At 64.5% G+C, this 14,827-nt stretch carries 16 protein-coding genes; 6 read left to right on the top strand and 10 right to left on the bottom strand.

What is annotated here, in order from left to right:
* The coding region (locus AB7F49_RS05025; RefSeq protein WP_428520731.1) for a serine hydrolase at positions 1–1,503 on the top strand (1,503 nt) is incomplete at its 5' end.
* Positions 1,504–1,548: 45 nt separating this feature from the next.
* Here the strand turns inward: AB7F49_RS05025 and AB7F49_RS05030 are convergent.
* The 3 genes from AB7F49_RS05030 to AB7F49_RS05040 form a co-directional block, all read right to left on the bottom strand.
* Positions 1,549–2,247, bottom strand: coding sequence for a DnaJ domain-containing protein (locus AB7F49_RS05030; RefSeq protein ID WP_428520732.1), 699 nt, complete (start codon positions 2,245–2,247; stop codon positions 1,549–1,551).
* 17 nt (positions 2,248–2,264) lie between these two features.
* Entirely contained in the window at positions 2,265–2,996 is a 732-nt protein-coding gene (locus tag AB7F49_RS05035) for a VWA domain-containing protein (protein WP_428520733.1), read from the bottom strand.
* Between the two features lie 129 nt (positions 2,997–3,125).
* Positions 3,126–4,037, bottom strand: coding sequence for a LysR family transcriptional regulator (locus AB7F49_RS05040; protein ID WP_428520734.1), 912 nt, complete (start codon positions 4,035–4,037; stop codon positions 3,126–3,128).
* Between the two features lie 133 nt (positions 4,038–4,170).
* Between AB7F49_RS05040 and AB7F49_RS05045 the strand changes: the two genes are divergently transcribed.
* From AB7F49_RS05045 to AB7F49_RS05055, 3 genes are read left to right on the top strand one after another with little or no spacing between them, the layout of a single operon-like run.
* Positions 4,171–5,157, top strand: a complete 987-nt coding sequence (locus AB7F49_RS05045; RefSeq protein ID WP_428520735.1) for a Bug family tripartite tricarboxylate transporter substrate binding protein — start codon at positions 4,171–4,173, stop codon at positions 5,155–5,157.
* Positions 5,158–5,163: 6 nt separating this feature from the next.
* On the top strand, positions 5,164–5,646 hold the full coding sequence (locus tag AB7F49_RS05050; RefSeq protein WP_428520736.1) for an MOSC domain-containing protein: 483 nt from the start codon (positions 5,164–5,166) through the stop codon (positions 5,644–5,646).
* A gap of 11 nt (positions 5,647–5,657) precedes the next feature.
* Positions 5,658–6,602, top strand: coding sequence for a PDR/VanB family oxidoreductase (locus tag AB7F49_RS05055; protein WP_428520737.1), 945 nt, complete (start codon positions 5,658–5,660; stop codon positions 6,600–6,602).
* Between the two features lie 19 nt (positions 6,603–6,621).
* Here the strand turns inward: AB7F49_RS05055 and AB7F49_RS05060 are convergent, their stop codons facing one another.
* Positions 6,622–7,542 (bottom strand): division plane positioning ATPase MipZ, encoded by a 921-nt coding sequence (locus tag AB7F49_RS05060; RefSeq protein ID WP_428520738.1) that lies wholly within the window; start codon positions 7,540–7,542, stop codon positions 6,622–6,624.
* 164 nt (positions 7,543–7,706) lie between these two features.
* Between AB7F49_RS05060 and panC the strand changes: the two genes are divergently transcribed.
* Complete coding sequence (panC, locus tag AB7F49_RS05065) at positions 7,707–8,567, top strand: pantoate--beta-alanine ligase (RefSeq protein ID WP_428520739.1); 861 nt, start codon at positions 7,707–7,709, stop codon at positions 8,565–8,567.
* Positions 8,568–8,596: 29 nt separating this feature from the next.
* Here the strand turns inward: panC and AB7F49_RS05070 are convergent, their stop codons facing one another.
* From AB7F49_RS05070 to AB7F49_RS05095, 6 genes are all read right to left on the bottom strand, one after another.
* The gene (locus AB7F49_RS05070) at positions 8,597–9,391 is read right to left on the bottom strand and encodes a FecR family protein (RefSeq protein ID WP_428520740.1); all 795 of its coding nucleotides are present in this window, start codon (positions 9,389–9,391) and stop codon (positions 8,597–8,599) included.
* A 203-nt stretch (positions 9,392–9,594) separates the two neighbouring features.
* Entirely contained in the window at positions 9,595–10,533 is a 939-nt protein-coding gene (locus AB7F49_RS05075; RefSeq protein WP_428520741.1) for a dioxygenase, read from the bottom strand.
* A 57-nt stretch (positions 10,534–10,590) separates the two neighbouring features.
* On the bottom strand, positions 10,591–11,028 hold the full coding sequence (locus tag AB7F49_RS05080; protein ID WP_428520742.1) for a DUF1489 family protein: 438 nt from the start codon (positions 11,026–11,028) through the stop codon (positions 10,591–10,593).
* Positions 11,029–11,089: 61 nt separating this feature from the next.
* Positions 11,090–13,045 (bottom strand): acetyl/propionyl/methylcrotonyl-CoA carboxylase subunit alpha, encoded by a 1,956-nt coding sequence (locus tag AB7F49_RS05085; RefSeq protein WP_428520743.1) that lies wholly within the window; start codon positions 13,043–13,045, stop codon positions 11,090–11,092.
* Positions 13,046–13,114: 69 nt separating this feature from the next.
* Complete coding sequence (locus tag AB7F49_RS05090; protein ID WP_428520744.1) at positions 13,115–14,077, bottom strand: hypothetical protein; 963 nt, start codon at positions 14,075–14,077, stop codon at positions 13,115–13,117.
* 106 nt (positions 14,078–14,183) lie between these two features.
* Positions 14,184–14,519, bottom strand: coding sequence for a GYD domain-containing protein (locus AB7F49_RS05095; protein WP_428520745.1), 336 nt, complete (start codon positions 14,517–14,519; stop codon positions 14,184–14,186).
* Positions 14,520–14,604: 85 nt separating this feature from the next.
* Here AB7F49_RS05095 and AB7F49_RS05100 point away from each other — a divergent pair, with 85 nt between their 5' ends.
* Positions 14,605–14,823 (top strand): hypothetical protein, encoded by a 219-nt coding sequence (locus AB7F49_RS05100; RefSeq protein WP_428520746.1) that lies wholly within the window; start codon positions 14,605–14,607, stop codon positions 14,821–14,823.
* Positions 14,824–14,827: the final 4 nt, after the last annotated feature.

Genomic DNA, 14,827 nt, shown 5'->3' on the forward strand with positions numbered 1-14,827 from the left:
GGCGACGTGCTGCATTCTACCCACGCCGATGCGATCCGCTACCCCGCGTCGCTGACCAAGATCATGACTCTCTATCTGTTGTTCGAGCGGCTCGAAGCCGGGCGTGTCAAGCTTGACACCCAGATGGAGGTCTCCTCCTTCGCCGCCAGCCAGGCTCCGACCAAGCTAGGGCTCAAACCCGGCCAGACGCTCATGGTCGAGGACGCGATCAAGGCGCTGGTGACCAAATCTGCCAATGATGCTGCGGTCGTGATCGCGGAACATCTCGCCGGTTCCCAGGAGGAATTCGCCAGGCAGATGACGCGCAAGGCGCGGGCGCTGCGGATGTCTCGAACGGTGTACAGGAATGCGAACGGCCTGCCCGATTCCGCGCAGGTCACCACCGCTCGCGACCAGGCCCTGCTCGGCCTTGCGATCCAGGACCGCTTCCCGCGCTACTATCGCTATTTCGCGACCAGAAGCTTCGCCTATCGCGGCGTCCGCATGTCGAACCACAACCGCCTGCTCGGGCGGGTCACGGGCGTGAACGGGATCAAGACCGGTTACACACGGGCCTCCGGCTTCAATCTTGTCAGCGCGGTTGAGCGCGGTGATCGAAGGATCGTTGCCGTCGTGCTGGGCGGCACCTCGGCCGGCGCCCGCGACGCGCGCATGCGCAACCTGATCGAGCAGAAATTCTCACTTGCCTCGGTCAAGCGTACCGCGCCGAAAATTGTCGAAATCGCCGAAGCGGCTCCGTTGCCGCTCCCGAAGCCGGACCGGCCCGCACGGATCGCTTCCGCGGCCCCGACCGCTGCGGTCAAGGCAGAGCCGGTTCAAAAGCCGGAAACCCGGGCGGCCGATGCAGCGCCCGTGCCGGTCGAGATCGAGCGACCGGTGCCGGGCTCGACCGACCCGATCAAGCCGCTGCTGGTCAAGACATTCACCGTCAAGGCCGGCCTCACCAAGACTGTCGCTGCGATGTCAATGCTGGCGCCCGAGCCGATCGCGAACCGCAACGCCCTTGCCACCACCGGATCGGCCCCGAAACCGGAGTCGAAACCGGAAACGCAGCGCCGCTCCACCGCCGAAAGCCTTCCACCTCCGCCGCCCGGCGCCCGTCCCGGCGTACTCGGCGTGCTGACCGCCAAGGATGTCGCGCAGCTACCCGCGCAACGAACGGTCACGGCGTCGATCGCACCGGTCGTGCCGCAGGCCCCCGCTCCAAAGCAGGTAAATCCGGTTCCCGCCGGGGAACGCATCGCCGAAAGCAAGCCGCGCAGCGGTTGGGTGATCCAGGTCGGCGCCTTCGAGGATCGCGGCGAAGCCCGCGAAAAGCTCACGGCAGTGAAAAGCAGGGCCGGCGATCTGTTGAAGGGCGCGCTGCCCTACACGGAAGTCTTTGAGAAAGGCGACAAGCGCTTCTTCCGCGCCCGCTTCACCGGGTTGAAGGAAAGCGCCGCCGAGCAGGCCTGCAAGGAATTGCAGCGGAACCGAATTGCATGTTTCGCGACCAGGAACTGATCGGCAGATCGGGACCGAAGCGTTGGTGTTGGTTGTGTGGGGTGACTAGCGATGGCGTTTGAGAAGAAGATCCTTGGCCTGATTGACCCGCGCCGCGAGATACGTCGAGCCCCCCTGATCGGGATGGAGTTTCTTCATCAGCGTCCGATGCGCACGCCCGATCTCGGCGGCGCTCGCTCCCGGCTCAACGCCAAGGATCTGATAAGCCTCCTCTTCCGTCATTTTTCCGCTGTTGACGTCACCCGCCCCCGCTGCCGTACCCGCATCCGCGTGTTCACGCCAGGCGGGCTCCCGGCGGTCAAGATACGCCATCAGTAAGGCGCGGCTTTCCTCGTCGATCTCGGGCAATAGCGACATCAGCGCCGGCACATCGAGCGCGTCGAGCGTCACGCCCTCCATGCGCCCTTTGAGAATGCGACCGCGCATTGCGCCGGTGTCGTGGTCGAGTTCCATCTCCACGAAATCCGAACGGACCTGCGAGGTCTGGCCGGTGCTCTTGCTCATGCGCTTGCCGATGCTTGCCATGCCGGGCACCCATCCGAGCAGCGACAACCCCGCAAAGCCGAGCGGCACCGCCAGTCCGATCTGGCCGCGGGCGGTCAGGAAGGCCGCACCGGCAAGCGCCGCGATGCCACCGCTCTTGCGCAGCACCTGCGCCGTCACTTTGGGGTCGATGCGGGCAAAGCCGTACATCGCCCATACCGCGACGAGCAGCACCACGACGCCGAGAAGAATGGGACCCATGATTCAGCTTGTCCGGATCAGCTCATCTGGCGCAACAACTTCTGCGCGCCGCCGCTTCGTTGCGCGGAAAGATTGGTAAGCGCCTTCATGCCGCCCGCGGCATAGGCCGCGGCCGCCCGCAACAATTCCGCCAGTTCCTGCGCCGCGCCGGGGGCAAACCGGGCATAGGCGCCGCGGCTGAGCCGTGCCATCTCGCGATAGGCATTTTCAGCCACCGGGTCGCCGCCCTCCTGAAACATGAAAGCGCGCACCCCGAGCAGCCCGAGCTCACCTGCCGCGGCGCACACGTCGTCGATCGGCTCTTCCATGGCATCGCCGACATACACCAGCGCCTGCACCGGCCGCTTTTCCGATTCCTTGCGCACGTGCCGCAGCACCTTGCCGATCTGGGTGTGACCACCGCGGCAATCGATCTTCTCCATCAGGGCGCCCAGCCTTTCCGGCTGTGCAACCCAGTCCGACGACCGACATTCCGCCAGCCCGCGGAAATAGACGAGTTGCACGTCAAGGCCGCCGACCGCGCCTGCTTCCTGAAACATCTGCGCCTGCAACTGACATGCGGCGTCCCAGGTCGGCTGCCGGCTCATGGTGGCGTCGAGTGCAAAAACCAGCCGCCCGCGCTGGCCGCTGGTGACGGCCGGGCCCATCTCGCGTACCCGGGCGAGAAAAACCTCAATTTCGGCGCGCGACGCAACCGGCTTCCCGGTATCCGTCTTCGCGACCTTGCTGTCGGGGCGATCCTTGCTCATCCGGCCTCTGATGGTCAGCGACGTCCGCGATTCCTTCGTTCCTTATATAGGGTGGATCGGCCGCGTTGCGCGCAACTTCGCCGCGTCACGCGGGCGCGCGCCCGCCCCTTGCTTAACGAAAATCGAGGCTCAGACCGCGATTTCCTGCCGTTCCAGCAGCGCGATTTCATCAGCCGCCACGCGGGCGAAGGCGTCGAGCGCGGGCGGCAGCGCCCGCTCCGCCCGGACATAGGCGCCGAGCTGGTTGCTGATGGCCGGCCTGAGCGGAACATGCCGCAGCGCGCCCTCGCCAACCTCTTTCTCGATCCCGAAGCGATTGAGGAACCCGATGCCGAGCCCACGCAGCGCCAGCCCCTTCATCAGGTCGAGCGAGCCGGTTTCCAGCACCACGGTGACATGCTTCTGGCGACCGGCGAGCGCCACCACGTCGGCATAGATTGACAATTCGCGGTTCGGCATCACCAGCGGAAAGCGCGCACATTCCGCGAAGGTAACCTGCGACCGGCCCGATAATGGGTGGGTCGCGGGCATGACGGCACCGAGCGGAAAGGCGCCGACCGCGTATTGCCTGATCGCCGGATTCTTCTGACGTAGGAAAGCCAGTGCGAGATCGGCGTCTCCGCTTGCGACCAGCCGCGCGCATTCGACCGAATCCGCAATCCGGACATTGACGCTCACCGCCGGATAAAGCTCGGTCATGCGCTGCAACACGTTTGGCAGGAAGGACGGCGTCAGCGCCGCGACCGAAGCGACGTCGAGCGTGCCGGTCCTCAGCCCCTTCAGAGCCGCAAGCTCGCCCTCGAGCCGCTGCACGTCCTGCAGCAGGGCCATGACGTGGCGCGCGAGGATTTCGCCTACCGGTGTAAGTCGCAGGCCCTGCGGCAGCCTCTCGAACAGCGGCATGCCTAGCTCCGCTTCCAGCTGCAAGAGCTGCCGGTTCAGCGCAGACGACGAAATATTCAGCCGCCGCGATGCCTCGCGGATCGAGCCGCAGCGTCGGATCATGTCGAAGCCGGTCAGGGCGCGCGCGTGAATGCGCATCGGTGCCTCGAGTCTCCCATTCTGCTGCAATTATTGCACAGGCCTGCGCAATAATTTGCGCTATTTCGGACACCTGAAAGCCGCCTAATCTGCCTGCGCCGGATCGAATTTGCGCCCCTTTCAGGAGTCCGCCATGCGCCTGACCCCACTCAGCATTTCGTTCCCGTTCGCGTTGTTCACGCTGATCTTTGCGACCGCCGCCCCGGCCCAGACCGGACCGAACGGCTATCCTTCCCGGCCGATCAAGATGGTGGTGCCCGCGGCGCAGGGCAGCCTCACCGACCCGGTCGCCCGCGTGGTCGCGGAAGCCATGAAGCGGCGCACCGGCCAGGCCTGGATCGTGGAAAACCGTCCGGGCGCCGGCGGCGTGATCGGCTCGGATGCGGTGGCGCGCAGCGAACCGGACGGCTATTCGCTGCTGTTCACCGCCAATAACTTCCTGATCTCGCCGGCCATGTACAAGAACGTACCCTACAAGGTGCGCGAGTCCTTTGTGCCGATCGCCATGATCGCGCGGGCCGACAATCTGCTGGTGACGAATGCCGGCGCGGGCTATCGCACGCTGGCCGACCTCGTGGCGGCGGCGAAGAAGTCATCTGGCGGGATCGACTACACCTCTCCGCTGATCGGCTCGGCCGCGCATCTGACCGTCGAATTGTTCAAGCGCGAAGCCAGCATCCCGCTCAATCACGTGCCCTACAAGGATTCCGCACAGGGCATGAACGACACGCTGGCCGGCCGCATCCCTGTCAACATCATGGGAAAGTCCACGGCGATGCAATATATCAACGAAAAGAAGCTTGTGCCGCTGGCCTATACCGGCTCCAAGCGCGCCCCCGAACTGCCCGACGTGCCGACCTTCGCGGAAGCGGGCTATCCCGGCGTTCATCTTGGGCTGTGGTTCGCCCTGTTCGGCCCGGCCAAAATGCCCCAGGCCGAGGTTGCGTATCTGAGCCAGCAGATTGCCGATGAGCTGAAGTCGCCGGAAGTGATCAAGGGCTTCACCGCGCTCGGCGTGGAACCGCTCGACGGCAGCGCGCAAACGCTCGCGATCGCGGTCGAGAAGGAGGAGCCGATCTACCGCAAGGTCGTGACCGACGCCGGTATCAGCGCGAACTGAACATAGATGAGCTGGCGCGGCGAGCTTCTGCACATTCATGTCGCTCCGGCGGCGTCGTACGAAATGGAGGAATGCGATTTCGCGACGCTGGTCGCCGGACGCGGTATCGAGGGCGACCGCTACTATCTCGGTACAGGCACCTATTCCGACCTGCCGGCGATGCGTGAAATCACGCTGATCGAGATGGAAGTGCTGGACGCGCTGGCGCGCAACGATCCACCCCTGCAGGAGGGCCCGATCCGCCTCGATCCGGCCGAGCACCGACGCAACCTCACGGTCCGTGGCGTGCCCCTTGGGCATCTTGTCGGCACCCGCTTCCGGATCGGCGAGGCCATTCTGCGTGGAGCGCGGATCAACTTCCCGTGCAAATACCTGGAGCAGTTGCTCGGCCAGCCGGTTTACCAGCCCCTCTACAATCGCGGTGGCCTGAACTGCGCCATCGAAACCGGCGGCGTGATCCGCACGGGCGACGCCATCGCACCGCTGTGAACGTGCGTTAGATGGGCGCGCGCATCATCATGAAAATGGTCGCAACCGAAGCGCTCGACCTCGCGGGCGACGTCCGGCGCCTCGTGCTGCGCCATCCCCGTCGTGCCGTCCTGCCTCGGCCCGAAGCCGGCGCGCATGTGGACATTCGACTGCCGGACGGGCGTGTCCGACATTACTCGCTCTGCGGCGACCCGGACGATTGTTCGCAATATGTCATAGCAGTGAAGCGCGAGAACGAAGGCCGTGGCGGTTCACGCTGGATCCACGAAAACATCGTGACAGGGTCCGACGTACATGTCTCCGCCCCGCGCAACCATTTCGCGCTGGCCAAAACCGCCCATCGTCACATTCTGATCGCCGGTGGGATCGGGATCACGCCCATGCTTGCCATGGCCCACCATTTGCAGCGCCGCCACACCCCCTTCATGCTGCATTATTGCGCAAAACGGGCTTACAGGGCACCGCTTCTCGCCGATGTGGTCGCCTTGTGTCGCACCGACATGCGCGGCTGGTTCTCCGGCGATCCCGGCGGCGTGCGCTTCGACGCAACCGCGGTGCTCGCGGATGTATCGCCGGAAACTCACATCTATTGCTGCGGTCCGACGCGCCTGGTCGACGCCGTCCGTGCCGCCGCGGCGCATCTGCCTCCTTCACGGCTCCATGTCGAAACCTTCGTACCAGCCGTGCAGGGTCCGACTCGGCCCTTCGACATCGTGATCGCCTCGACCGGCCAGACCTTTCATGTGCCGGCGGAGCATTCGGCGCTGTCGGTCTTGCACGACAATGGCTTCCGGATCGCGTCATCCTGCAAGCTCGGGGTCTGCGGATCCTGCGAATGCCGTTATCGGTCGGGCGTCGTGATCCATCGCGATGTGGTACTCGACCCGGATCGGAGAACCGACACGCTGCTGCTGTGTGTTTCGCGCGGCGAAGACCGGCTGGTACTGGATCTCTGACCCGCGGCGGGAGCGATGCTCAGTCGAACAGATCCTGCACTTCAAGCGGCTTGTGTGCGGAATTGAACCATTCCGCACGCGCGGCGGCGCGGCGACGGCCCTTCTCGTCGACCGGCAGCATCAGCGCCCGCAAGAGCCTCTGCACCTCCTCGCGGGCGGTCACGTGGGACATGTTCGGGCGCGTGCCGAGCGTGGTCTCGTCGATGTCGTCCAAGGCGGTCAGTCCGCGGGGGAAAAACTCGCGATACACGACGCGCTCGGAAAAGCCGTCGGTGGCACGGAACCCGAGCTGCAGGCCGAGCGCCTGAAGCCCCTCGGACAACAGGCGCTTGTTGCGTGAGCCGAGGGTCGACAGGCGGTTACGCACCACAATCCAGTCCGCCGCCTCCTGGTCGACCTTGCGGCGCTGCCTGCGTGCATCGCGCACCATCTCCGAGTAGTGGCTGGTGCCGGTCAGTGAATAGGTCTGCGGATCGACGGTGCCGAGCACGTCGAAATCCACAAAACTGTCGTTCAGCGGCGTGATAAGGGTATCCGCCATGGCATGCGCGAGCCGCATCAGGTAACAGTCAGAGCCGGGCGTATCGATCACGACGAAATCGTAGGTATGCTCGACCGAACCGATGGTCTCGGCAAACGCCGTGAACTCGATGTTCTCGTTCTCGTCGTTGCGCAGCCCCTCGGCGCGAGCGACGCAAAAATGCAACGGAACTTCCAGCGGCAACTTCTCGCGCCGCGCCCAAAGCTTCCGGTTCTGAACGTAATGCGTCAGGCTCTTCTGTCGCGAATCCAAATCAATGGTCGCAACCTTCTGCCCCGCCTTCAACAGCGCGATCGCAACGTGGATGGCGGTCGTAGACTTCCCCGACCCGCCCTTTTCGTTTCCGACGACGACGACGTGCGCTGACTTGCGAGGCCCAATATTCGCCTGGACCAACATGACGCAACTATCCCTGCCGCCGCTATCCTCTTTTTTGCATTGCTTCCGGTCAAGCGCTCGTTGCAGCTGGACGCGTTCATCATTAATCCGTGGCCGCCCGGCAACGGCGCTTTGCCGGACAGTTAACCGCTTGGATAATGTCGCTGCGGCAAACGGGAGGGTTCATGGTCCAAAAGCCTCAGATCGTCAGAACGCTTGCGCCGCTTCGCAAGGCAATCGCCAAGCTGCGCGAGAAGCACGAACGAATCGCACTCGTCCCCACCATGGGCGCACTGCATGACGGACATTTTTCGCTGGTCCGGCAGGCGAGGAAGGCCGCCGGCGCGGTGGTGGTCTCGATTTTCGTCAATCCAGCTCAATTCGCTCCGACCGAGGATTTCGCTTCCTATCCGCGCGATCTTCACCGCGACGTGACCGCCCTGTCCAAGCTTGGAGTCGATCTGATCTGGGCGCCGAACGACGCGGTGATGTATCCGGAAGGGTTCTCGACCGCGATTTCCCCCGGCGGCCCGGCCAAGGCCGGGCTCGAGGACGCCTTCCGCCCGCATTTTTTCGGCGGCGTGACCACCGTCGTCGCCAAGCTGTTCCTTCAGGTCGCACCGGATGCCGCGATGTTCGGGCAGAAGGACTATCAGCAGCTGAAGGTGGTGACGCGGATGGCGAGGGACCTCGATATCCCCGTCACGGTGACCGGCTGCCCGACCCTGCGGGAAAAGGACGGGCTCGCTCTCTCCTCGCGCAATGTCTACCTGTCACCCGCCGAGCGCCGGACTGCGCCGATACTGTACCGCGTGCTGAAGAACAGCGCCGCCCGGATCAAGGCGGGCGAAGATGTTGCAACCGTGATGGCCGACGGACGGGCTGCGGTCGAGGATGCAGGTTTCTCGGTCGATTATCTGGAAGCGCGACATGCCGACACGCTGGCGCCGGTCAAGGCTGCCGGCGACGGACCGATCCGCCTCCTGGTGGCAGCGCGCCTTGGCAAGACCCGGCTGATCGACAATCTCGGGATACAGAGGACGTAGCGAACGGCGGTGCTTCTTCGCCCCTCCGACTACCGCCGCGGGAAGCCCGGGATCTGCGGCAGGCCCGGAATTTGCGGAAGCTGCGGCGCGCCCGGCAGGCGCGGATCGAGATTGCGCGGATCCAGCAGACGGCGGTTGATGATATCGCGGCCGAGAGTCTTGAAGTTGAAGACATTGCGCACGACGTTGCGATCCCGCAGCAATTGCTGCGGCGAGATCGTCAGCGCGTTTGCCACCACGCGCTGCGCCACCACCTGGATGGCGTAGCCGGTTGCCGCCTGTGTGAGTTCCGCGAGCCGCTGGCCCTGGCGGTTGAAAATCTCGATACGGCCCACCGCGCCGTTCTCATCCTCGTACAGCTTGACGTTGGTGACGCCGCCCGGTCCCACCTCCACCACGCCAGTGGTTCCGCGTACACCGACGATCGCGGTCGGCGTCGTAATCCGCATCTCACCGGTCTTTGCGACCTGCTCGGCAACAAACCCGACGGTTCCGCGCGCGACGGTGACTACAGCATTGCCGCGCACGCCCTTGCGGTAGACAAACTCGTCAACCGTGATCGACGCATTGGCCGCGAGGCTGAACGTTGTCTCGTCGTCGAAGGTGACGCCGAGGGCACCGTTCGCGTTGGTCGAAAGCCGGTCGCCCTTGCGGACGTCATCGCCCTTTCTCAGCCCCGCGGCGGTCGCTCCGCCACGGGCGACATTGGCTGCCGGCGTTACCGTCGCGACGCTGCCGACAATGCCGCCTGCCGGCTTCGGCGGCGGCTTGCCGATCGGCGTTGGAAACGGATTGCCGGCACCGGTCTGAGCAAGCGCGGGCACCGGCGCCGCGACAAGCGCGGTGCAAAGCCCAAATGTTGCGATGGATCGAGTTCGGATCACGATAGCGAGGGATTGCGCGCGAGGGCGCCGGATGGGCGCGCTTGCTACCGAAGCCAGGGAAAGGCGGCAACCGCCAAACCTCACGCTCAACCATTTGTGACAGCAATGGCCGTGGAAGCGGTATCCCCCGGCCGCCGGCAGTGTCACTTCGCCATCGCAGGCGACAGCGTCTCCTTCACCGCCTTGCCCGAGATCGGCGGCCGCGGAAGCCTGGCCTCTCCCGGCTCCATCGCAAACGTATAGTCGAGCGAATACCACGGCCCCTTTACATCCGGCGCCGGCGGCACTTCATGCTCGTGGCGCACGTAATTGCCGATCAACGCCCTGGTCACCCCGAACTGCACGTCGGTATCAAGCAGCGGATCGTCATTGACGTAAATCTGCGAGATCAGCGTCTTGAAGCCCGGCTTGTAGATCAGGAAATGGATATGCGCAGGGCGGTAATTATGCGGTCGCTTGACCGCCCGGATGAAGTCGCCGACCGGTCCGTCCACGGGGATCGGGTAGCCTGCCGGAAGGATGCTGCGGAACCAGAACTTGCCATTCGAATCGGTGCGGAACTGACCGCGCAGATTCATGTCCGCCTGGTTCGGATCCTGGTTCTCGTAAAGCCCTTCGGTCGAGGACTGCCACACATCGACAACCGCGTCGGCGATTGGCGCGCCATGGACGTCAACCGCGGTGCCTTCGACGAAACAGGCGGGCCCTGGCGTCGGCGAACGTACGATCGAACCGCCATTTTCGGTCTTCGGCGAATCCAGACGCCAGAATGGTCCGAGCATCGACGCCGAGGTTTCGGTCTGCCCCTTGTTGCCGTTATTGAGCAGGCAGACCAGCGCGGATACGCCGAGCGAGCCGGCCATCAGCACCACCTCGTTATGTGACGGATCGGACTTCTGTCCAAGCCGCACGATGAAGTTGCAGGCCTGATGGAACTCCTCCTCGCTCAGCCTCGCTTCACGGATGAAGCCGTGGAGATGCTTGATCATCAGGGTGACGAGTTCGCGCAGCCGCGGGTCCGGCGTCTTTTCCATCGCCTTGAGCACAGCAACTGTGACTTCATTCTGGTCGCCGATGATCATGGCGGTCGTCCTCCACGCGAATTTCGCAAGGATTATACCAGTTCCGCGTCGGAAACCTCAAAGCAATCCGAGTTCGCTCAGTTCGCGTCGCAGAGGTTCCGGCATGGCCGCCGCCCCGCGGGCAGCCCGGTCGAGATCACCCGGCGCATCGGCCTCGGGCAGATAGCGCCAGCCCTGAAATGCCCGGTATGGGCGCGGGGTGACCAGCCGGATCTTGCCATCGAGCACAATCCGGCAGCGTCCGATCCCGTCCTTGTCCACGAATGGGCGCAGATCGACGATCCGTTCGCGGCACATGACCTGCCCCTTGATCACCCAGTAGAGCGAGCCGCCATCGCGCAGTTCGTCGCCGCGCTTGGGTACCATCCGGGTGGTGTGGATGTGCTCCGGCTTCTGCCCACGCCGCTTCTTTTCCTTGAGTCGGGCCCCCACCCACGATTTCAGATCGTCGACGCTATCACAGCCCACGCACAATTTGATCAGATGAAGTGGCATGCCCTTCCATAGGGGTTGCGGACGGCAACCGTCAAAGGCACAAGCCTGCGCCCTCCACAGGTCAGTCCTGCGCTGGCGAAATCGTCAAGAGAAAGATGCCCTCGGCAACCTGCGCACCCGGTTCGGCAGCGATTTCGGTCACGATTCCGCCGCGCGGGGCCACCAGCGCGTGCTCCATCTTCATTGCCTCGATGATGGCCAGCCGTTGGCCTTTTGCGACCACATCGCCGTTGGCGACCAGGACTGCCAGCAATTTGCCATGCATCGGCGCGCGCATCCTCCCGTCATCCGCGGCATGAGCGGCGTCCTCGGTTTCAAAATCAGCGAGTGCAACACGTGTCTGGCGCCCGCCCCGCAACACATAGACCGAATCCGCCGCCTCAATCAGCAGGCAGGTTGAATCCGGCGCCGCGCCCCGCACGGTCACAAGCCCTGTGCCGCTTGAGAAATCGATCCACGCCTCCTGTGGCTCACCGTCGACGACGATTGGCCGCGCCGTGGTCCGCACCCCGGAAAGCTGGAAGCCGTCAGCGACATCCCATGGCGAGGCAGGCGTCTGCGGATCGGCAACAGCCGGCAGGGGCCGCGATTTCCAGATCAGATGCGCGGCACCGCGCGCGGCCGCCGGCGCATCAATACCGGTGACATCCAGCCCGAGTTCCTCCTTGTGTCGCGCGATATAGCCGGTGTCGAATTCGCCCTTGCGAAAGTCCAAAGAACGAGCGAGCGCTGCGAGGAAGGCGAGATTGGTGCGCGGCCCCGCCACCACGGTGCGCTCGAGCGCATCGGCGAGCCGGTCGAGGGCGGCCTCGCGGCTGTCGGCATGTGCGATCACCTTGGCGATCATCGGATCGTAAAAAGGCGATATCTCGCCGCCCTGTTCCACCCCGCTGTCGACACGGATCCCCTCGCCTTCCGCAAACGACAAGGCGACGAGCCTGCCGGTCGAGGGCAGGAATCCACGCGCAGGGTCTTCGGCATAGAGCCGCGCTTCCACCGCATGGCCGCGCAGCGGAATTTCCGCCTGGCTCGTTACCGGCAGACGTTCTCCCGCAGCGACGCGCAATTGCCACTCGACGAGATCGAACCCGGTCACGGCCTCGGTCACCGGGTGTTCGACCTGGAGCCGCGTATTCATTTCCATGAACCAGAAGCCGTCGCGCTTCAGGCCGTTGGTCGTATCGACAATGAATTCGACCGTGCCGGCGCCTACATAGCCGACCGCTTTCGCCGCGGCGATCGCTGCGGCACCCATCCGGCCGCGCAGATCGTCGGTCATCCCGGGCGCCGGCGCCTCCTCGATCACCTTCTGATGGCGCCGCTGCAGCGAACAATCGCGCTCGTGAAGCTGCACCGCATTGCCGCGCTTGTCGGCAAAGACCTGAATTTCGATGTGCCGCGGCGCAGTGATGTATTTCTCGATCAGCACGCGTTCGTCGCCAAAGGAGGACGCGGCCTCGCGCCGCGCCGCTTCGATCGCGGCATCGAAATCGGCGTGGCGTTCAACCAGCCGCATCCCCTTTCCGCCGCCGCCTGCTACCGCCTTGATCAGCACCGGATAGCCGATCTCGTAGGCCTTGCGCTTGAGGAAGGTCGGATCCTGCTGGTCGCCGTGATAGCCCGGCACGATCGGGACACCGGCCTCCTGCATCAGTGCCTTGGCGCGATCCTTCAATCCCATGGCACGGATCGCGGAAGGTGGTGGCCCGACGAACACCACACCGGCCTGCGCACAGGCTTCCGCGAAATCGGCGTTCTCGGACAGGAAGCCATAGCCGGGATGGAGGCAGGCGGCGCCGCTCTCCTTGGCGACCGCGAGCAGCTTGTCGATCGACAGATAGCTGTCGCGTGCGGGCGACGGACCGATCAGATGGGCCTCGTCGCAGAGCCGCACATGCGGCGCATCCACATCCGCCTCCGAATAGACGGCGATCGTACGCAATCCGATCCGCCGCGCGGTGCGTGCGATCCGGCAGGCAATCTCGCCGCGATTGGCGATCAGCACCGATGCAAACATGAATCACCCGCGCGCGTCATGGCGCGGAGGATGCCTGCGCCGGCGCAGCAAAGGAAGGCCCGCCCGCGATTATTGGGGCTGCGTGCCGGTGGACTGCGCGGACCCAACCGGCTGCGGGAACGGATCGGCGGTTGCCTCAGCCTGCGGCGGCGGTTCGCGCCGGGGCGCCTGCGCTTTCTGGGCCGGGCGCCGCGGGGGCGGTGGCGGCGAAGCCTGCTGCGGCCGGACCTCAGGACGTGTGGGCGCGTCGACGCCATTCTGGCCCGGACGGCCCGGTTCGTTCGACATGATGCTGATCGGCGGAATCGACGCCGACGAGGGGAAGGTGATGTTTACCGGGGATTGCGTCGGCGCCACCGGCGATGGATTTGCCGATGCATGTGACGCAAGAGCGGGTGCACTCGGGGCCGAGGGTTTTTCGCTCCACGCTGCGGCGAAACGGGCGACGCGCGCGTCATAGGCGCCTTCGTTCATGTTGGCAGCGATCCGGTCATGACGTTGCAGCAGACGAAAGGAATCGCATGCCGAGGCCGTGCAGCCATCGCGGGCAACCAGCACCTGCGCGGCAAGCCCGAAAGCATCCGCCTCGATACTGCGAACGATTGGCATGCGGAGGCTGTCATAGGAGGGATCGCCACGCTCCGCGAGCGCAGCAATCTCGCGCAGCAGATCAAGCCGAGCACCGACGTAATTGAGCGCCGCTGCGACCTGTTCAGGGCCCGCGAACAACGCCCGCTCGCAAGCTTCATGAACGACGCTGCCGCCGGCGGCGTCGAGGCAGGCAAGGTTCGAATTTGGCGCAAGCGCTTGCGCCGCGAGCGCCGACAGACGCGCTTCAATGGCGCGGCGCTGTTCGGCTTTTGCGTGGAAGTCGAGCCACTCGACGACCAGCAAGCCGATCCCGGCCACCCCCGCAACGGCAGCCACCAAGACCAGCATCTGCCGGGAGCCCGTGCGCAATGCCGCGATGATCGCGAACAGGGTGAGGAGTGCGGCCGCGGCCGCAGTGGCCCATAGCGGAAAAGAGTTCATTTCAGGTCATGCTGTTGAGGTTCGGCATGTCCGCCGCATCTGTCTTTAAATTGGACGCCCTAAAATCGGCCAAAGCAAGACACTTTGAGGCCCGGAAGTTCCTGCCTCATGCACCACCTGGAGAGCGATAGGACGGCGTCAGGTCGCTCGCCGCAGCGAAAGCGCCCTTGGCCTCTACCGAGGTCATTGCCAGTGTTGTCTTGAGCCCGGTAATGCCTCCGCCGCTCGCCGTAGCCAGCAGCACCGCGGCCATTTGCGTTTCGCCGGGCGCGTCGGCGATCACCAGAAAATCGTACTCACCGAAGGTCAGATAATATCCGATCAACTTGCCGCCAACCTTCGCAAGCAATCGCGCGACCGCATCCGCACGGTCCTCGGGGCTGACGACCATGCCTTTGACAGCCTCACGCGTGTACCGGCCCTGCGTTATGAAAATCGGCATTTCGGACTCCAATTGCCGCGCTCAAGCCGGGAACCTTTTTCCGTCAGGCACGTTCTTTACGGCATCTCGCCCATGGAGAATCCGTATGCGACTGATCATCGGAATGGTGCTCGGCGCGCTGCTGCTCATCGCCGGCGCTTATTATCACGACAGCATGCACACTTCGACGGTCGCCTCTGGACCCGACGCCACTCAGAATCGCCCCATGGTGAACTGGGAAGTCGTTGAATCCAATTGGAATAGCTTCAAAATTCGAATCCAGGAGGGCTGGGCCGACCTGCGCGCGCGGATCGGGCGCGCCTGACCGA

The organism is Pseudorhodoplanes sp. (assembly GCF_050250235.1).
GTDB lineage: Bacteria > Pseudomonadota > Alphaproteobacteria > Rhizobiales > Xanthobacteraceae > Pseudorhodoplanes.